The sequence below is a fragment of the Haloechinothrix alba genome (assembly GCF_900188115.1).
GTDB lineage: Bacteria > Actinomycetota > Actinomycetes > Mycobacteriales > Pseudonocardiaceae > Haloechinothrix > Haloechinothrix alba.
Genome location: NZ_FZNW01000029.1, coordinates 1 through 18,374 on the forward strand (window position 1 = coordinate 1; position 18,374 = coordinate 18,374).

The window sequence follows — 18,374 nt, forward strand, 5'->3', positions numbered from 1 at the left end:
CCTCATCCACGCCGCACAATCACCACACGCCTGACACAGCCGGCACACCACCCCCACCTACCGCGCACACCACCCACACAAACCCGAGGAGAACCTCAAATGACCTGCTGGACGTCCTGGGCGGCGATGTTGTCCATCGCGCGCTCGGCGACCGCGGCGATCGTCATCGACGGGTTGCAGGCTCCGGTCGTACCGGGGATCAAGGCGCCGTCGAGCACGTACAGGCCCGGCTGGTCGTGCACCCTGCCGTCCAGATCGCACACCGAGCCCATCGGTGCCCCACCGAGTGGGTGCCAGGTGCTGTTGACCAGCTCATTGGTGTCGGTGAGCGCGCCGAGACCGGCCGCGATCTCCGAGACCCGCCGATGGATGTGCCGGTAGCTGGTGGCGTCGCCCTCCCGGGGAAAGTGCAGGGACACGGAGTCGGTGTGCGAGTCGTACGCGAAGTGCCCGCGGTCGGCACTCACCCCGAACCCGACCAGCATGGTCGTTCTGGTGTTGATCCCCAGGGGCGGCAGCGAAGCCTGGATGACGGTGTTCGCCGTAGCCGGGTCGTTCCACTCCTTGCTGCCGTAGACGACGGGTCCGCCCTGGACCGCGCCCAGGTTCTCCTCGAGGTCGGTCCAGGCGTAGATGCGGTCGCCGTTGGTGCCCCACTCCCCGCCGAGGCCGTCGGGCAGACCGGGGATCGCACCGGTTTCCCGGGCGCGGACCAGCAGCTTGCTGGTGCCCGTGCTGCCCGCCGCCATGATCAGCGCGTTGGTGGTGAGCAGCTTCTGCTCGAGCACACGGCCGTTGTCATCGGTCCGGTCGACGTGTACCTCCCACCGGCCATCCCGCGTACGGGCGACGCCGGTGACGTTGTGGTGGGTGGCGATGGTGGCCTTGCCGGTCCGCTCGGCCGCCGCGAGGTAGGTGACGTCGACCGAGTTCTTGCCACCGTTGTTCACCCCGAGCGCGCAATCCCCGTTGGTGTAGGAGGGCTTCATGTTACCGCGCAGCTCGGCCAGTGCGTAGTCCCAGTCGATCGGCATCGGGATCTTCTCGAGGTCGTAGCCGGCCCGGCGCACCCGCTCGCCGAACACCCTCGCGGCGTAGTAGTTCGGCGAGGCGATCAGCTCGTCGGGGGCGGTCGCCGTCCGGAGCATCCGTGCGACCCGCGGGTAGTGGATCTCGTTCATCCGGCCGTAGTCGAGCCGCTCGGGCAACCATGTGTTGAACACCGCTTCCGACGGTTGCAGCGTCATGCCCTGGTAGACGAGTGATCCCCCGCCGACGCCGGCGGCGCAGATGCTCAGGATGTTCTCGCCCAGGACCGGTTCCAGCAGCCCGACGTAGGGTTCGGAGTTCAGCGGGGCGCCGAGCAGCGTCGCCAGGGGCCTGGCGGCGTCCGGGACGGTGCCGTACCAGAGCGCTCGTTTATCCAGGTTGGACACGCGGGGAAAGGTTTCGGCGTCGGGACCGGTCGGCCAGCGGCGTCCGCGTTCGAGCACGGTGACCGGAACGCCCGCCTGGGTCAGGCGCAGCGCGGCAACACCGCCGCCGAATCCGGAACCGATGACGACGGCGCGGTGTTCCTCTCGGGTGAACCGGACCCGCGCCGAGGCGATTCCGGAGCCGAGCAGGCTCGCCGCCGTGATGCTGGCGGCACCTGCGAGCACACTCCGCCTCGTGGTGGTGGTCATGTGGGGCTGGCTCCTCGTGATGGTGAGCGGGTCCGGGCGCGCGGACGCGGGCAGCCGGTCGTCCGTGCGCCCGGCACGTGGCGGCGGGAGAGCGTCAGGGTTGTTCGGGCAGCGAGTCGCAGTTCGAGCTAGCCGGCTCGCCCGTGAGGCGATCCTTCAGCCAGGACACCGCCTTGCCCTGGTCGATGAGCAGCGGGGCGAAGTGGTTGAGCAGCAGTCCGTCGCCGAGGTTCGGGAGGCGGACGGGCGCGTAGGTGAGCTCGGCACCCTGGGCGCACCAGTCGGCGGCCAGCTGCCTGGTCTGTGCGTGCGGGACGAGGTCGTCCTGCACCCCGGACGTGACGCGCACCGCGGTGGCGGGCTTCTCGGTGCCGATGCGCTGCTCGTCCAGCACTTCCCGCAAGCGCGGTTCCGCTCGCACGATCTCCCCGAGGGACCGGCCCGTGGTGGTCCAGTCGCTGCTGCGGGTGAAGGCGTGGCCGAAGATCCCGCCACCCACGCACTTCGTGGACAGATCCTCGAGCGCGGATTTGCCCGCGTCGTTGAGGTACTCATCGGCGATGGGCCGCAGATCGGGGTACGTCTGCAGGAACCCGTTCAGTGTCCAGCCGAGTGCACCGGCCAGGGCGCTGCCGTCGATACCGGCGAGGACCTCGGCGAGGTTGGCGGGCGGTGCGCCGACGTGGGCGCCGGTCAGCCGGACGTCCGGGGCGTAGGTGGGCTGCAGTTCGACAGCCGAGGCGCTGGCACCGCCGCCCTGGCTGTAGCCGTAGAGACCGACGCGCGACTCGGGGGTGATCGACGCGTCGGGCAGCGAACGCGCCGCGCGGACGGCGTCGAGCAGGGCGTGCCCGCTGTCGACCCTGTTGATGTAGGTGTGCAGCCGATCGGTCGTGCCGAGCCCGATGTAATCGGTGACGACCACGCCCACCCCGGCGGCCAGCAGCCGGTAGATCACGATGTCCTCGTAGCCGACCGACACCGAGTCACCGTTGAGTTGGATCGGGCGCTCCAGCCCCATCGAGGCGGAGCAACGGTCTCCCTGGCCCATGGTCCCGGGCGCCACGGCCACCAGCGGACGCGGTCCTTCGCCGCGCCATGACGCCGCGGGGTCGATGTAGGCGCCGGTGACGGCCGCGGGCTCGCCGGCGGAGTCGGTGGTCTTGTACATCAGGCGGGTGGCCGTTCCCGGGAACCGCTGCCCGTCGATGCTGGGCAGGCTCGCCGCGAGCGGGAGGCGTTCAGTGCGCACCAGCGCGCCGTCGGCTTCCGGGAGCTTCGCGGGTGGGTCGTAGAAGTTCGAGCTCTCCGCCTCGGGCGAAGGGGCGTCCGCCGACGCCGGCGTGGCCTGGATACCGGCGAGCAGCAGCGCGGCAGCGCTCGCGGCGATCAGGCCGCGTACGCGCAGGCGACCGCGCGCAGGCGGGGCGGAGGCGGCGGATGACGGGTGCCGCCGGGGGTGGGATCGGGGCATGCGGATCACTCTCTGCGTCATTGGATGGTGCGAACTGCGCAAGCCGATCGGGTTCGCGGTCGGTCACCGCGACCCGTGCGGCGCCCGGCCTGTTCGTGTGGAAACGGCGGCGGTGCGCGCTTCCGCAGGCCGGTCGCGTCGGTCGGCGCACGGTTCGTGGCCGCGTGCCCGGCGACGCGTCGTCAACTCCTGCGATGACCTCGGTTACTGGCGAGTCACCCCAGGAAGCATAACGCGGATGGCACTCAGTGCCAAGATGGCATCATGCGTCACTTGGACCGGCCCCTATACTTGGACGACCGGCGGCACAGGAGCAGTGAACAGTGGTGGGCAACGCGACATCTGGCAAGGCGAACGACGAGCCGACCGCCAGGCCCTCGCTCAACAACCGGCGGAAAGCCGCTCTGCGACTGGAGATCGCGCGGCACGCGGTCGACCTGTTCACCGCGCAGGGCGTTGCCACCACCAAGGGCGAGCAGATCGCCCATGCGGCGGGCATCTCTACTCGCACACTGTGGCGGCACTTCCCCACCAAGGAGAGCTGCGTACGCCCACTACTGGCCGCAGGTCTGGAGGCAGCTACCGAACAACTGCGCGACTGGCCGCCGAACGTCGGCCTGCTGAGTTTCTTCGTCAACTCCTGCGAAAGCGGCACGCTGCCCCAGGCCGAACCCGCTGTACTCAACCTGATCCGCATGACCCACACCGAGCCGGCCCTGCGGGTGGTGTGGCTGCAGGCACACGACGACGCGCTTCCGGTCCTCTGCCGACTCCTCGCCGACCGCTCCGGCCTAAGCTCCGACAACCTGCGCATCAAGGTCCACGCGGCGACCCTGAACGGCGCTCTACGCGCTGCGGCCGAGGACTTCGCCCAGCGCTACGCCACCGACAACAGCGCCGGAACCGAAGAGCTCACGGCCTGCCTGCACACCGCACTGCACACCGCGACAGAGGGACTGCCGTACTAACCGAATCTCAGACAATCACTCGACAACCCTTACCGCACCGACTCAATCTGCCATCGCAGAGGGGACCACGGGATGTCGTGGGCCGGCACGGCGGGTCGACCGTGCCGGATGCGGCGCTTCTTGCTGAGCACGCACCACCTGCGATGGATCCGCCGCCACGCGCCGCAACACCTCGTTCTCCTGCTCCGACAACCGGATCCGCTTACACGCCTCCGAGTCAACACCCGGAGTGGCGCCGTTCAAGGACTGCTTGGGTGAATTCGATTGTGGAAGCGTTGCCGCCCTGGTCGCGGGTGAGGATCCTCCCTTCGCGGTAGACCGCCGTGATCGCGGCGTTGAGCCGCCGTGCCGGGGCCTGCTGACCCAAGCACTCAAGCATCATCACCGCCGACAACATCTGTGCGGTGGGCTGATGACGTTGTGGCCCGCGATGTCGGGGGCTGTACCGTGCGCTGGTTCGAAGTAGGCGTAGTCGTCGCCATAACAGCCGCTGGGTGCTACCCCGAGGCCACCTATCACGGCAGCCGCCGCGTCGGAGAGGATGTCGCCGTACATGTTGGGCAGCACGTCCAGGTGGGCGGCATTCGCGACCAGTCGGCGCGCGAGGTCATCGGCCAGGTAGCTGGTCACGTCGATTTCCGGATACTGCGCACCGACCTCGAGAGCTACGTCGCGAAACAGGCCGTCCGTGCGGGGCAAAACGTTGTGCTTGCTCCCGATCGCAACTCGGCCGGGCCTGCCGCGCCTGTTCGCTCGCTGCTCGGCCAGGCGGAACGCAGCGTGCGCGGTGGCCTCGCTCCAGCGCCGTGTAATCACCTGCGGCTGCGATCGGTCGCCGGGTCCGATCGGTGACACCCCGCTCCCAGGCCGTCTCGAGGTCACCTTCCGCACCGACGTACAGACCCTCCAGGTTCTCCCACTCGATGACCAGGTCAATCGGATCGGAAGAGGCCAGCGGGCTCCTGCAATGCGGCAATGAGCGGACCGGGCGCACGTTCGCATAGGCGCGTCGGCCCCGTCCACCGCGGATTGGACCGCCAGCAGATTGGCTAGGGCGTGTCTGACAAATATTTGGGTGGTGTGCCGGGAGTGTGTGGGCATGTCGCGGTTTCAGCTGCTCTCGGATGCCCAGTGGTCGTTGATCGAGGACATGTTGCCGCGTCCGACTGGTCGTAGGGGTCGGCCGTTTTCGGATGCGCGGACGATGGTTGAGGCGATCATCTACCGCTATCGGACGGGGATCGCGTGGCGGGATCTGCCCGAGGTGTTCGGGCCATGGCAGACGGTCTGGACCTGGCATCGGCGGCTGGCTGCTGAGGGCACGTGGGATGCGGTGCTGTCTGAGTTGACCGCTGCGGCGGATGCGGCCGGGTTGGTGGATTGGTCGGTCTCGGTCGATTCCACGATCGCGCGGGCGCATCAGCACGCGGCGAATGTCACGCGCCGCACAGGGGGCTGGATCGAATTACACGCAGCCGACCATCGAGCCGCGTGACCATGCGCTCGGCCGTTCCCGCGGTGGGCTGTCGACGAAGATCCACCAACTTGTCGGCGGCGGCGGGCTGCCCCTGGTCACGTTGCTGACCGCGGGCCAGGCCGGCGATTCTCCGATGCTGCTGCCACTGCTGCGACAGTTGCGCGTGGACCGGCGAATGGGACGGCCACGCACCCGAACCGATGCAGTGCGGGCCGACAAGGCTTACTCCTCCCGAGCGATCCGGGCCCACCTACGCTCCCGCGGCATCACCGCCGTGTTCCCGAACCCGACGATCAGAAACAGCACCGCAAGAACCGCGGTTCACGCGGCGGCCGGCCTGTCGGGCTCGACACCGCCGAATACCGGCACCGCAACGTGATCGAACGCCGCTACTGCCATCTCAAACAGTGGCGAGGCCTGGCCACCCGCTACGACAAACACGCCACCACCTACCGCGCAGCGATCATCCTCAACGCCGTCATCGCCTGGACCCGACAATTATCAGACACGCCCTAGCTGCCTGTCACGCCGTAGCGCGGTCTGTTCAGGCCGTGCGCGGCCGTGGAGCCGCCGTCGGCTACGAACTCGCTACCGGTGCAGTACGAGCTGTCGTCGCTGGCCAGGAAGGCGACGAGGGCGGCGATCTCCGCGGGCTCGCCGATCCGGCCGAGCGCGACGAGGTTTCCCGCGGGCGCGAGGTCGAGATCCGCCCCGCCCATGGCGTCGCCGATCATGCCGGTGTCGATCAGACCGGGATGCACCGAGTTCACCCGGATCCCCTTGCTGCCCAGCTCGAGCGCGGCGACCTTGGTCATGCCACGGATGGCGAACTTGCTCGCCGTGTACGCCGCGACCTGGGGCATCCCGGCCAGCCCCTCGACCGAGGACACGTTGACGATCGACCCGCCACCGGAGCGCTCCATCTCGGCGATGACCGAACGCATCCCGAGAAAGGTTCCCACCTGGTTGATCGAGACGATCTGCTCGTACTCGCCGAGGGTCGTGTGCTCCAGCTCGCGGAACCGGAGCATGCCCGCGTTGTTCACCAGCACATCGAGGCCGCCGAAGTGCTCCACAGTGGCCCGGACCGCCTCCTGCCAACCCTGCTCCGATGTCACATCGAGGTGGGTGAAGGCCGCAGCCTCGCCGAGGGAAGCCGCGAGTTCCTTGCCCTCGGCATCCGCGACGTCCGTGATCATGACCCGGCCACCCTCGTCCACGACGCGCCGGGCCGCCGCGGCTCCCTGGCCGCGCGCGGCCCCGGTGATCAATGTGGTCCTGCCTGCCAGCCTGCTCATGCCTTGCCAGTCCTTCCCTGTGCGACGCCGGTTACGGGATGCGGGTACGGCCGGGACGATGCCGGCACGCCACCTGCGAGCGGCGTCACGATCGCTCGTTCTTGCCGAGCATCCGCTCGATCGTCATGTTGAGTTTGGTGCCGAGTGGCCAACCGACGTAATGTGTCAGGAACAGCGCGACCTCACGCAGCTGCTCGCCGTCGAGCTCCTCGTTACCGAGCGCGGCCTGGGCCTGGATCTCGGCGACGTCGTCGAGGCCCTGGGCCGCCAGCGCGCCGAGCAGGAGCAGCCGCCGGTCGCGCACGCTCAGCCCCTGCCTGGTCCAGATCTCGCCGAAGAGGTGGTCCACGGTCTGGGCGAAGAACTCCCCTGGGCCGTCCTGGACATCCCAGCCGTACACCTGCCGCATCATCTCCAGGCCCTGTTGCCGCTTGCCTTCCGTCATGCCTCCTCCGTTCCTGGCTTCCCGAGGCCGAGGTCGCTCTCGAGGTTGTCGAGCGCGTGCCGTGCGAGGGGGAGCTCGACGCCGAGCCGATCGCCGAGCTCGATCGCCAGTCCGAGATCCTTCGTACCGAGATCCCGAGCGTGGCCGAGGATCGGGCGGAGACCGTCGTCGGCGGCCATCGGCGCGGTCGTCGGGCGCAACATGATCGCCCCGGGGCCGCCGGTCACCGCATCCGAGTGCCGCACGACGGCACCCAGCTCGGTCAGGTCGATGCCCGCGGCCTCGGCGAGCCGTTGTGCCTCGGCCGCGGCGCTGAAGGCGACGAAGTGCAGCAGGTTGCGTGCCACCTTCGCCCGCGTACCGGCTCCGGGCGGTCCGGCGTGCATCACGTGGTTGGCCCAGTGCCCGAACGGCGCGCGGCACCGCTCGATCGCCTCCGCGCCGCCCCCTGCCAGGACGGCGAGCGTGCCGTGCTGGGCGCCGACGGCGCCCCCGCTGACGGGTGCATCCACGATGCTCACCCCGTACGGCTGCGCCAACCCGGCGAGCCGTTCCGCGGTGGCGTCGGTGATCGTGGAATGGATCGCCACGACGGCACCGGGTGAGGCGGAGGCGAGTATCCCGGATGGACCGGCGAGCACCTCATCGACCTGCGCATCGTCGCGGACCATCACCGAGATGATCCCGGCTCGCTCGGCGAGGTCACGCGGGCTCGAGGCCGCCTCGGCACCCGCGTCGGTCAGCGGAGTCATCGCTTCGGGACGGGCGTCGTGCACGACGAGGCCGGCGGGCCAGTCGAGTAGCCTGCGCGCCATCTCTGTGCCGATCTGCCCGAGGCCGATGAACCCCACTGGCGTCATGTGTGCCACCTTCCCGGCGCTCAGGAACGGATGATCTGACCGCCGTCGACGTTGAAGATCTGCCCGGTGATCCATGCGGCGTCGTCGGAGAGCAGGAAGAGACAGGTCCCGGTGAGGTCGGCTGGGCTGCCCATCCGTTTGAGCGGCATCCCGTCCACGATCTGCGCGACGATGCTGCCCGGCGTCACCGTGCGGGTCGCCTCGGTGTCGGTCGGCCCGGGAGCCACGGCGTTGATCCTGATGCCGGAACCGCCGAGCTCGTGCGCGAGCTGCTGCGTGAGCCCGTTGATGCCGACCTTGGCCAGGCCGTAGAAACCGGAGTAGACCCAGGCCGCGGTCGAGGACTGGTTGACGATCGCGCCGCCACCCCGCTCGGTCATGTGCGGGGCCACCGCCCTGGTGCACAGCAGGGCGCCGTCGAGGTTGACGCTCATGAACTTCTTGTAGTAATCCCAGTCCACGGTGAGCAGGAGGTCGAGCTGCATGTCGCCGTAGATGGCCGCGTTGTTGACAAGGTAGTCGATTCCGCCGAAGCTCCCGGCGGCCCGCTCGGCCATGTTGGCTGTCGAGTCCGGATCGGACACGTCGACCTCGACGAACTCGGCGGTGCCCCCGCCACCTGTGATCTCCTTGACGACCGTCTCCCCCGCGGCGCGGTTGAGGTCGGCGACCACGACGCGGGCGCCCTCGGCGGCAAGTGCATGGGCATAGCTCGCGCCGATGCCCTGCGCGGCCCCGGTGACGATGGCGACCTTGTCCTCGAAACGGCGCATGATGTGGTGTCTCCCTCTATGCCGGCTCGGCCACGAGCTTGGTCTCCAGATACTCCTCGAACCCGGCGACACCCATCTCGCGGCCGATCCCCGACTGCTTGTAGCCGCCGAACGGTGCGTCCGCGGAGTACCAGAGGCCACCGTTGACGCTCACCGTTCCGGTGCGCAGCCGGTCGGCCACGGCGTGGGCGCGTTCCGTGTCGGTACCGTGCACCGTGCCGGAGAGCCCGTAGGGCGAGTCGTTGGCGATGCGGACCGCGTCGTCGTCACCGTCATGGCCGATGACGACCAGCACAGGGCCGAAGATCTCCTCCCGGGACACCCGTGCGTCGTTGCCGAGCCCGGCGATCAGCGTGGGTTCGATGTAGAATCCCTTCTCGTGTTCCGGCGGCCGCCTGCCGCCGCACACGATCCGCCCACCCTCGTCGGCGGCGAGCTTCAGGTAGTCCTCGACGCGGTCGCGCTGCCTGCCCGAGATGAGCGGCCCGCAGACCGTGCCGGGGTCGGCGGGGTCTCCCGGTTCGATGCCTCGCATGGTGGCCGCGCAGGCCTCGACTGCCTCCTCGACGCGGTCTCGCGGTACGAGCAGCCTTGTGGTCAGCGCGCATCCCTGCCCGGCGTGCGTGCACACCGTGAACCCGGCCGTCGCGCACGCTTCCGCCAGGTCGGCGTCGTCGAGAACCACGTAGGCGGACTTACCGCCGAGCTCGAGGAACACCCGCTTGACCGTGCGTGCCGCTGTGGACATGACCGCGGAGCCGGTAGCCGTCGAACCGGTGAACGAGATGACGTCCACTCGCGGGTCCTCGGCGAGCTGCGTTCCGAGTGTGTGCTCGCTCGAGGTGACCACATTGACCACACCGGGCGGGATGTCGGTCTCCTCCGCGATGATCCGCCCCACGACGGCGGCACACCACGGGGTGTCCGGGGCGGGCTTGAGCACGAGCGTGTTCCCCGCGGCAAGGGCCGGTCCGAGCTTGGCGAAGTTGATCTGATGCGGGAAGTTCCACGGCGTGATGGCGCCGACCACACCCGCCGGCTCGCGGCGGACCCTGCGCCGGGAGGGGATGCCCATCGGTTCGGCGGTGCCGAGGTCGTCCGTCCACGTGTAGGAGTCCGCGAGGTCGGCGAACCACTCGAGGTCGGCGACGGGGATGTCCAGCTGCGGTCCGTGCGTGAGCATGCGTGGCGCGCCCGCCTCGGCGATCGTGATGTCGCGCAGCTCGTCGGCGTGCGCGCGCAGGGCCGCGCTGAGCTGACGCAGGCAGTGCACGCGGAACCCGACATCCCGCGGCCAGCTCGACTCGTCGAAGGCGCGCCGCGCGGCGGCGATCGCCTCGGACATGTCGGCGGGGCCCGCGTCCGCGGCCCGGCCGAGGACGGCCTCGGTCGCGGGGTTCACGGTCTCGAACTCGCGGCCGGCTTCCGCGGCGCGGAGACGGCCGTCGACGAGTATCCCGGATGCCGTTTCCGGCCAGAGTGTCATAGCAGCACCCGTACGTTTCTGGACATGTGTCTGTACTCTAGTTCAGATAGGGTGGGCATGCAAGGAAATCCAGTAGAACATGTTCCTTTGGCGTGTGGAAGGTGCGTGTTCTTTCCTTCGCTGGGGGAGAGTCGCGCGCGTAGGATATGCAGAACAAGTTCTAGATTATTGGGTGGTGATCAGTGCGCATGGCCGGCGAGTCGAGTGGGAGCACGTCGGACGCGGGCTCCGGCGCCGGTGGCGGACCCGTCGAGGTCGCGGGGCCACCTCGGGCCAGGACGGAGCTGGCCGACCGGATCCGGGAGCTGGTCGAGATGTCGATGTGGACCGATCTCGCGCCCGGGGAACTCGGCGCGGTCGCCAGGGACGTGGCCGCGCTCACCGAGCGGCTGCGGGATCGGATGCTGCCCTCGTCCCGGATGCTCGAGACCGTCGACGGGGTACCGACCGGGAGCGTCAACGACCCGGTCGAGGGCTCCGGCAACCCCGTCGCGCCGCCGCTGACGGGTATCCGCATGGGGGATGGCGAGATGTGGGCATCGGTACGCCTGGGCGACGCGTACCAGGGAGCGCCGGGACGCGCGCACGGCGGATGGGTGAGCGCCGTGCTCGACCACGCGGTGGGCAGGGCGGCGGCCGCCGCCGGTACACCCGGCATGACGGTGGTGCTCAACGTCGAGTACCACCGTGCGACTCCCCTCGGCGTGCCGCTCGAGGTGCACGCCGGCGTCGCGGGGTCGCAGGGGCGAAAGGTGTATGTGACCGGCAGGATCCAGTACGACGAGCAGGTCACCGCTACCGTCTCGGCCACGCTGGTGGCGGTCAGTGGCCTTCCCGCGCGGGCGGAACATACCGGGGACGGTGGCCGGGCCTGAGTCCCCGGCCCCGATGCGCACCCGCCGTACCGGGTGACGGGTGGCGCCCATCGAGCCCGCCCCGAGCTCCGCGGGCTCGATGGGCGCCACCCGGGATGATCGCACAGTAGCGTAGAACGCGTTTCTCGACACGCGCGAACGTTGTGCCGGCATTCCCTCGGCGCTTCGTGAGAACGCGACGCGGATCCCTGGAGTGGCCGGATCAGTGGTCGATCCGGTGGGTTCTCGGGTCGGGTTGACTCCTGTCCAGCCAGTTGTCCACATGATGTAGAACATGTTACTTTCTTGTCGTTGCCATGGCGATGCGCTCGGTGTGTGCCGCGCGCAGGCGAGTGCCGCAGGAGGAGCCGTGCGAGTGCTGGTCGACTACGACGCGTGCGAGGCCAACGGGGTGTGTGCGGGCCTTGCGCCTGAGGTGTTCGAGCTCGACGCCGACGACACCCTGCATGTGGCCGATGACCCTCCACAGGAGACGATCGAGCGGGTTCGCCGCGCTGTGCGGTCGTGCCCGAAGCTCGCGCTGAGCCTGCACGAGGTGGACTAGCCGTGCAGTGCGGCGGTGTCCGGGCGTACGAGTGCGCGGGGCCGTCGGGTGTCGTGACGTGGGAGCCGAGCGCGGTCCCCACAGGGGGTTGCCGTCGACACCGAACTGGACTAGTGTCTAGTCATATGTCCAACGATATCGCTCAGGAGTCGACGCGGCGCAGGCTGAGCCCCAAGCAGGCGGACATGGTGCGGCGTCTCACCGCGGCCGCGGAGGAAGAGCTCCTGGCAACCGGTTACGCGAGCCTGACCGTCCGCAACGTGGCCGGCCGTGCCGGCGTCGCACCCGCGACCGCGTACACCTACTTCTCCTCCAAGAATCATCTGATCGCGGAGCTGTTCTGGCGTAAGCTGCAGACCCTGCCGGACGGTGTCGACGAGTCGGTTCCGCCGCAGGAGCGGGTGATCAGCCTGCTGCGCGAGATCGCCCTGTTGATGGCAGGCGAGCCCGAGCTGGCCGCGGCGTGCACGTCGGCGCTGCTCGGCAGCGACCCGGACGTGGCGCTGCTGCGGATACGTGTCGGCAGCGGGATCCGGGACCGCCTGGAGGAGGCCCTCGGGGAGGGGTTCGACCCCGAGGTGCGCGACGCGCTCGAGTTCGCCTACGCGGGCGCCCTCGTGCAGGCCGGTATGGGTGCGACCTCCTACGAGCGGATCGCGGACCGCCTCGCGAGCACCGCAGGACTGATCATGGGGAGATCGTCATGACAGGAACGACCCACGCCGCGATCGGGTTCAACCCGTACGACTACGGCTTCCACGACGACCCGTACCCCACGTACCGGCTCCTCCGCGACGAGGCGCCGCTGTACCGCAACGAGGAGCTGGGGTTCTGGGCGGTGTCCCGCTACGCCGACGTGATGGCCGGTTTCAAGGACAGCAAGCGCCTGTCCAGTGCTTACGGCGTATCGCTCGACCCGGCCGCTTACGGGCCGCAGGCCGAGAAGACCATGTCCTTTCTCGCCATGGATGACCCGCGGCACAAGCGGATGAGGTCGCTGGTCTCGCGCGGGTTCACGCCGCGGCGCGTGCGGGAGCTCGAGGAACGCATCCGCGAGCTGACCAGGCAGTACCTGGAACCCGCGCTCGCGGCACGGGAGTTCGACTTCATCGGATGGTTCGCCGGCAAGTTGCCGATGGACGTGATATCGGAGCTGATCGGTGTCCCGGCTGCCGACCGGGACCGGGTCCGCGAGCTCGCCGACACCGTGATGCACCGCGAGGAGGGCGTCCAGGACGTCCCGCCCGCCGCGATGGATGCCGCACTCGAGCTGTTGCAGTACTACGCGGACATGATCGCGGAGCGCAAGGCGCGCCGTACCGAGGACCTGACCTCGGCATTGCTGGACGTGGAGCTCGACGGTGACCGGCTGACCGATGACGAGATCATCGGGTTCCTCTTCCTGATGGTCGTCGCGGGCAACGAGACGACGACCAAGCTGCTGGGTAACGCTCTCTACTGGGGGTGGCACAACCCGGACCAGCTCGCCAAGCCGTTCGCCGACCCGGAACGCGTCCCCGACTGGGTGGAAGAGACCCTGCGCTACGACACCTCCAGCCAGATCATCGCGCGGACCGCGACCGAGGACATCCCGTGGCACGGTCACACGATCCAGGCGGGGGAGGTCGTGCTCCTGCTCGTCGGTTCGGCGAACCGTGACGGGCGCGTCTTCCCGCACGCGGACAGCTTCGACCTGGATCGCGTGAGCTCCGAGACGATCGCCAGCTTCGGGGGTGGCAGTCATTTCTGCCTCGGTGCCCACCTGGCGCGGATGGAGGCGCGGATCGCGCTCAGCGAGCTCGTCGGGAGGATCTCGGGCTACGAGGTCGACGTCGCGAACGCCCGTCGCGTGCACTCGACGAACGTCCGGGGGTTCGCCGGCCTGCCGATCCGTGTGGAGACCGATTGATATGCCGACGTTCGAGCCACACCCCGACTGCCGTCCGGTGCTCGTCAGCGGCGCATCGTCGGGCATCGGTGCCAGTACCGCCCGCACGCTGGCCGCGGCGGGGCACCCCGTCGCGCTCGGCGCACGCAGGATCGCGGCGTGCGAGGAGGTCGCGGAGTCGATCCGTGCCGAGGGCGGTCAGGCCCTCGCGCACAAGCTCGATGTCGGCGACGCCGCGTCGGTGCGGGAGTTCGTCGACGCCGCGCAGGAGGCACACGGGCCGACCGAGATCCTGGTGTCCGGGGCGGGCGACCTCGACGCGGCGCTGATCCACGAGCTCGACCCCGAGGACTTCGCCCACCACCTGGACGTGCACCTGGTGGGCACGCACCGCCTGGTCTCCGCGGTGGTCCCCGGGATGGTGCGGCGCGGGCGCGGGGACGTCGTGGTCATCGGCTCCGATGTCGTGCGCTCGCCGCGACCCCGGGTGGGTAGCTACGTCCCGGCGAAGTCCGGGGTCGAGGCGATGGCACGGACCATGCAGATGGAGCTCGAAGGTACCGGTGTCCGGGCGTCCATCGTCCGGCCGGGACCGACGCAGACGGCGATGGGGATGGACTTCGACGAGGAGAAGGCAGGCCCCCTGCTGGAGGACTGGGTCCACTGGGGGTTCGCGCGCCACCCGAACTTCCTTCACCCATCGGATATAGCAACAGCAGTATCCACAGTGGTCTCCGTTCCGAGAGGAGCGCACGTCGCGCTCATGGAGGTACAGCCGGAGGCCCCGCTGACCAAGGAGGCTCATGACGCTTCGTGAACCCCCTGAGGTGTCCGGCGCGCAAGGCGAGCACGGGCACCTCGAGGAACTCCGATCCGACCCCATCGGTCTGATGAACCGGGTGCGGTCCGAGTGCGGCTCCGTCGGGACCTTCCAGCTCGCCGGGAGGCCGGTGGTGCTGCTCTCCGGCGCCGAGGCCAACGAGTCCTTCTTCCGGGCGTCCGATGAGGAGCTCGACCAGGCGGACGCCTACCCGTTCATGACCCCGATATTCGGCGAGGGAGTCGTCTTCGACGCCAGCCCCGAACGCCGCAAGGAGATGCTGCACAACCAGGCGTTGCGCGGTGAGCAGATGAAGGGTCACGCGAGCACGATCGCCAGGGAAGTCGAGCGGATGGTCGCCGACTGGGGAGACGAGGGCCAGATCGACCTGCTCGACTGGTTCGCGGAGCTGACGATCTACACGTCCTCGGCCTGCCTGATCGGGCAGAAGTTCCGGGAGGAGCTCGACTCCAGTTTCGCGCACCTCTACCACGACCTGGAGAAGGGGACGGACGCGCTGGCGTTCGTGGATCCGTACGCGCCCATCGAGAGCTTCCGGCGAAGGGACGAGGCACGTGCCGGGCTGGTGCGGCTGGTCAGCGACATCATGGACACACGGGCGAAGAACGGCCCTGCGGACAAGTCGGACCGCGACATGCTGGACGTGCTCATGTCCGTCGAGGACGACACGGGGGCCAAGCGGTTCAGTGCCAACGAGATCACCGGGATGTTCATCTCCATGATGTTCGCCGGGCATCACACCAGCTCCGGTACGGCGGCGTGGACGCTGATCGAGCTGCTGCGCCACCCGGATGTGCTCGCCGAGGTCGTCGCCGAGCTCGACGAGCTCTACGCGGACGGCTCGGAGGTGAGCTTCCGCGCCCTGCGCCAGATCCCGCAGCTGGAGTCGGCGGTGAAGGAGGCGTTGCGCCTGCACCCGCCGCTGATCCTGCTGCTGCGGGTCGCGAAGGAGGACATGGAGATCGCGGGCTACCGCATCAACGCGAACGAGCTCGTCGGCGCCACCCCTGCCGTGTCGAACCGGTTGCCCGAGGACTTCCCCGAGCCGGACGCCTTCCGGCCGGATCGCTACCTGGAGCCGCGCCAGGAGGACATCGTCAACCGGTGGACCTGGATTCCCTTCGGAGCCGGGCGGCACCGGTGCGTTGGCGCCATGTTCGCGATGGTCCAGCTCAAAGCTATCTTCTCGGTGCTGCTGCGCGACTTCGAGTTCGAGCTCGCCCAGCCAGAGGAGTCCTATCGCAACGATCACAGCAAGATGGTCGTCCAGCTGTCCCAGCCGTGCGTCGTGACGTACCGGCGGAGGAAGGACACACGATGAGGGTGCATGTCGACCACGACCTGTGCCAGGGGCATGCCATGTGCGAGCTGGAGGCTCCCGAGGTGTTCACCGTCCCGAAACGGGGCACGGTCGAGCTCGTCACGGATGAGCCGCCCGAGGAGTCGCACGGCGACGTGCGACGCGCGGTGAGCGCGTGCCCCACGCAGGCACTCCGGATTGCCGAGTCCTAGAACCCAGGAGGTAACGATGCCCGCGTTCCCGCGCAGTGAGCTCGACGAGATGGTGCGGCGGTGGTTGGCGGAGAACCGGCGGTGCGAGCAGATCGGCGACTGGCGCCCGCTTGCCGACATGTTCACCGAGGACGCCACCTACGGGTGGAACGTCGGCCCTCGGGAGGACTTCATGGCCGTCGGTCGGGAGGAGATCCGCGATCTGGCGCTCGGTCAGGAGATGGAAGGGCTCGACGGCTGGAGCTACCCCTACCAGAAGCTGATCATCGACGACAGGGAGGGAGAGGTCGTCGGCTTCTGGAAGCAGCAGTCGGACAGGACAAGGCCCGACGGCACCGCCTACGAGGTACCCGGCATCGGGGGGAGCTGGTTCCGCTACGGCGGCGACTGGATGTGGTGCTGGCAGCGCGACTTCTTCGACTTCGGCAACGTATCGACCCTGTTCATGGAGATGATGAACGACGGAGCGCTGTCGGAAGGCATGCTGGCGCGGATCGAGAAGGCGAGCTCCGGACAGCGCCGGCCAGGATACTACCGCCAGGGCGAGACCCCGGCCCCGATCTGGTGAGGTGACCGATGAGCTTCAACATAGCCGACATGTTCGAGCACGCGGTCGACCTCATGCCGGACCGCGTCGCCGTCATCTGTGGTGACCGCCAGGTCACGTACTCCCAGCTGGAGGAACGCTCCAACCGGCTCGCCCACCACCTCGCCGCCCACGGTGTCGGCGAGGGCAGCCACGTCGGCCTGTATCTGCGGAACTCCATCGAGGCGATGGAGACGATGCTGGCCGCGTACAAGCTACGATCCGTCGCGATCAACGTGAACTACCGTTACACGGCGAGCGAGTTGCGGTACATCGTGGACAACGCCGACCTTGTCGCGCTGGTACACGAGTCCGGATACGCGGATACCGTCGCGGAGGTACTGCCGGACACTCCCCGGCTGCGGCACCGTGTCGTGGTGGACGACGGTGTCACGGAGCCCGCTACCGATGGCGGCACCGTGCGCTACGAGGAGGCACTGGCCGCATCGAGCCCCGAGCGGGCGTTTCCCTCGCGCACCTCGGACGATCTCTACATCCTCTACACAGGGGGAACCACCGGCGCCCCGAAGGGCGTGATGTGGCGGCACGAGGACATCTGGCGGGTGCTCGGCGGTGGGATCGATTTCTACACCGGTGAGGCCGTGCGGGACGAATGGCAGCAGGCCAGGCAGGGCGCTGAGGGCGAGGGCAGTACCTGGTTCACGATCCCGCCTCTGATCCACGGTGCCGCGCAGTGGCCTGCGCTGTCCGCGTTGTTCTCCGGCGGCACGCTGGTCCTGACACCGCAGTTCGACCCGCACGAGGTATGGCAGCTCGTCGAGCGGCACGCCGTGAACATCGCGGTGATCACCGGGGACGCGATGGCGCGCCCGCTGATCGAGGCGCTGTCCGAAGGTGGCTACGACGCCTCGTCGCTGGTGGCGATCGGTAGCGGTGCCGCCCTGTTCTCCCCGTCGGTGAAGCGCCAGTGCCTCGAGGCACTGCCGCACGTGGTCATCAGCGACTCGATCGGCTCATCCGAGACCGGATTCGGCGGCATGTCGGTCGCCGCACGCGACGACAGCTCGGACCGCGGCCCGCGTGTCCAGGCCGGAGCCGAGACCGTGGTGCTGGACGAGAACGACCGCCCCGTGCGGCCGGGGTCCGGGGTCGTCGGGCGGCTCGCGCGAGGCGGTCACCTCCCGCTCGGGTACTACAAGGATCCGGAGAAGTCGGCAGCCATGTTCGTCGAGTCCGAAGGCAAGCGTTACGCGATACCGGGCGACTGGGCGACGGTCGAGGAGGACGGGTCCATCACGCTGCTCGGCCGGGGCAACCGGTGCGTCAACACCGGTGGCGAGAAGGTCTTTCCCGAGGAGGTCGAAGCCGCCCTGAAGTCCCATGCCGACGTGTTCGACGCCGTCGTGGTCGGTGTGCCGGACGAGCGGTTCGGCCAGCGGGTCGCCGCGGTCGTCGAGCTCCGGCCGGGCAGGCGGCTGGACTTCGACGGGGTGAGCGCCCACGTACGCCGCGAGCTCGCCGGGTACAAGGTCCCGCGCAGCGTGTGGGTCGCCGACCGGATCGTCCGCTCGCCGAGCGGCAAACCGGACTACCGGTGGGCCGAACGGTTCACCAGCGAGCACGCTGCCGTCGCGCACGGTTGAGTGCGGCGGGTAGCTGCGTGCCGTCCGGTCAGCAACGACGTCCATACGGCTCGGTTCG

The 18,374-nt window shown here is 68.9% G+C and carries 19 protein-coding genes and 1 pseudogene; 12 read left to right on the forward strand and 8 right to left on the reverse strand.

Going from position 1 to position 18,374, the window contains the following annotated elements:
- Positions 1 to 95: 95 nt before the first annotated feature.
- Together CHB84_RS20285 and CHB84_RS20290 are read right to left on the reverse strand one after the other, a co-directional pair.
- A complete protein-coding gene (locus tag CHB84_RS20285) occupies positions 96 to 1,685 on the reverse strand; it encodes a GMC oxidoreductase (RefSeq protein WP_089303263.1) in 1,590 nt (529 codons plus the stop codon).
- Positions 1,686 to 1,779: 94 nt separating this feature from the next.
- Positions 1,780 to 3,159 carry a lipase family protein gene (locus CHB84_RS20290; protein ID WP_089303285.1) on the reverse strand — a complete coding sequence of 460 codons (1,380 nt, stop codon included), beginning with the start codon at positions 3,157 to 3,159 and terminating at the stop codon, positions 1,780 to 1,782.
- Positions 3,160 to 3,485: 326 nt separating this feature from the next.
- Between CHB84_RS20290 and CHB84_RS20295 the strand changes: the two genes are divergently transcribed.
- A complete protein-coding gene (locus tag CHB84_RS20295) occupies positions 3,486 to 4,127 on the forward strand; it encodes a TetR/AcrR family transcriptional regulator (RefSeq protein WP_089303264.1) in 642 nt (213 codons plus the stop codon).
- 217 nt (positions 4,128 to 4,344) lie between these two features.
- Here the strand turns inward: CHB84_RS20295 and CHB84_RS24070 are convergent.
- A pseudogene (locus CHB84_RS24070) lies at positions 4,345 to 5,228 on the reverse strand (isocitrate/isopropylmalate family dehydrogenase).
- On the opposite strand from CHB84_RS24070, the gene CHB84_RS24075 reads away from it, so the two are divergent.
- Both CHB84_RS24075 and CHB84_RS24080 read left to right on the forward strand, forming a co-directional pair.
- The gene (locus tag CHB84_RS24075; RefSeq protein ID WP_425432320.1) at positions 5,227 to 5,622 is read left to right on the forward strand and encodes an IS5 family transposase; all 396 of its coding nucleotides are present in this window, start codon (positions 5,227 to 5,229) and stop codon (positions 5,620 to 5,622) included. The pseudogene CHB84_RS24070 and the gene CHB84_RS24075 sit on opposite strands and share 2 nt — an antisense overlap.
- Entirely contained in the window at positions 5,561 to 5,983 is a 423-nt protein-coding gene (locus CHB84_RS24080) for a transposase (protein WP_425432321.1), read from the forward strand. The genes CHB84_RS24075 and CHB84_RS24080 overlap by 62 nt, the downstream gene beginning before the upstream one ends.
- A gap of 133 nt (positions 5,984 to 6,116) precedes the next feature.
- Here CHB84_RS24080 and CHB84_RS20310 read toward each other — a convergent pair whose 3' ends face one another.
- The 5 genes from CHB84_RS20310 to CHB84_RS20330 all read right to left on the reverse strand — a co-directional run bounded on the left by CHB84_RS20310 (position 6,117) and on the right by CHB84_RS20330 (position 10,466).
- Complete coding sequence (locus CHB84_RS20310; protein ID WP_089303265.1) at positions 6,117 to 6,902, reverse strand: glucose 1-dehydrogenase; 786 nt, start codon at positions 6,900 to 6,902, stop codon at positions 6,117 to 6,119.
- Positions 6,903 to 6,987: 85 nt separating this feature from the next.
- Positions 6,988 to 7,347 (reverse strand): carboxymuconolactone decarboxylase family protein, encoded by a 360-nt coding sequence (locus tag CHB84_RS20315; protein ID WP_089303266.1) that lies wholly within the window; start codon positions 7,345 to 7,347, stop codon positions 6,988 to 6,990.
- Positions 7,344 to 8,282 carry an NAD(P)-dependent oxidoreductase gene (locus CHB84_RS20320; RefSeq protein ID WP_141134755.1) on the reverse strand — a complete coding sequence of 313 codons (939 nt, stop codon included), beginning with the start codon at positions 8,280 to 8,282 and terminating at the stop codon, positions 7,344 to 7,346. The genes CHB84_RS20315 and CHB84_RS20320 overlap by 4 nt, the downstream gene beginning before the upstream one ends.
- Entirely contained in the window at positions 8,228 to 8,980 is a 753-nt protein-coding gene (locus CHB84_RS20325) for an SDR family oxidoreductase (protein WP_089303268.1), read from the reverse strand. The genes CHB84_RS20320 and CHB84_RS20325 overlap by 55 nt, the downstream gene beginning before the upstream one ends.
- A gap of 16 nt (positions 8,981 to 8,996) precedes the next feature.
- Complete coding sequence (locus CHB84_RS20330) at positions 8,997 to 10,466, reverse strand: aldehyde dehydrogenase (RefSeq protein WP_089303269.1); 1,470 nt, start codon at positions 10,464 to 10,466, stop codon at positions 8,997 to 8,999.
- Between the two features lie 188 nt (positions 10,467 to 10,654).
- On the opposite strand from CHB84_RS20330, the gene CHB84_RS20335 reads away from it, so the two are divergent.
- From CHB84_RS20335 to CHB84_RS20375, 9 genes are all read left to right on the forward strand, one after another.
- A complete protein-coding gene (locus CHB84_RS20335) occupies positions 10,655 to 11,341 on the forward strand; it encodes a PaaI family thioesterase (protein ID WP_089303270.1) in 687 nt (228 codons plus the stop codon).
- Positions 11,342 to 11,690: 349 nt separating this feature from the next.
- Positions 11,691 to 11,885 (forward strand): ferredoxin, encoded by a 195-nt coding sequence (locus tag CHB84_RS20340; protein WP_089303271.1) that lies wholly within the window; start codon positions 11,691 to 11,693, stop codon positions 11,883 to 11,885.
- A gap of 125 nt (positions 11,886 to 12,010) precedes the next feature.
- Positions 12,011 to 12,592, forward strand: coding sequence for a TetR/AcrR family transcriptional regulator (locus CHB84_RS20345; RefSeq protein WP_217898661.1), 582 nt, complete (start codon positions 12,011 to 12,013; stop codon positions 12,590 to 12,592).
- Positions 12,589 to 13,794, forward strand: a complete 1,206-nt coding sequence (locus CHB84_RS20350; protein WP_089303272.1) for a cytochrome P450 — start codon at positions 12,589 to 12,591, stop codon at positions 13,792 to 13,794. Before CHB84_RS20345 ends, CHB84_RS20350 begins: the two co-directional genes overlap by 4 nt.
- 1 nt (position 13,795) lies before the next feature.
- On the forward strand, positions 13,796 to 14,590 hold the full coding sequence (locus tag CHB84_RS20355) for an SDR family oxidoreductase (protein ID WP_089303273.1): 795 nt from the start codon (positions 13,796 to 13,798) through the stop codon (positions 14,588 to 14,590).
- Positions 14,577 to 15,935 carry a cytochrome P450 gene (locus tag CHB84_RS20360; protein ID WP_089303274.1) on the forward strand — a complete coding sequence of 453 codons (1,359 nt, stop codon included), beginning with the start codon at positions 14,577 to 14,579 and terminating at the stop codon, positions 15,933 to 15,935. Before CHB84_RS20355 ends, CHB84_RS20360 begins: the two co-directional genes overlap by 14 nt.
- Positions 15,932 to 16,126 (forward strand): ferredoxin, encoded by a 195-nt coding sequence (locus CHB84_RS20365; protein ID WP_089303275.1) that lies wholly within the window; start codon positions 15,932 to 15,934, stop codon positions 16,124 to 16,126. The genes CHB84_RS20360 and CHB84_RS20365 overlap by 4 nt, the downstream gene beginning before the upstream one ends.
- 16 nt (positions 16,127 to 16,142) lie before the next feature.
- The gene (locus CHB84_RS20370; protein WP_089303276.1) at positions 16,143 to 16,694 is read left to right on the forward strand and encodes a nuclear transport factor 2 family protein; all 552 of its coding nucleotides are present in this window, start codon (positions 16,143 to 16,145) and stop codon (positions 16,692 to 16,694) included.
- Between the two features lie 8 nt (positions 16,695 to 16,702).
- Positions 16,703 to 18,316, forward strand: coding sequence for an acyl-CoA synthetase (locus CHB84_RS20375; RefSeq protein WP_089303277.1), 1,614 nt, complete (start codon positions 16,703 to 16,705; stop codon positions 18,314 to 18,316).
- Positions 18,317 to 18,374 lie beyond the last annotated feature (58 nt).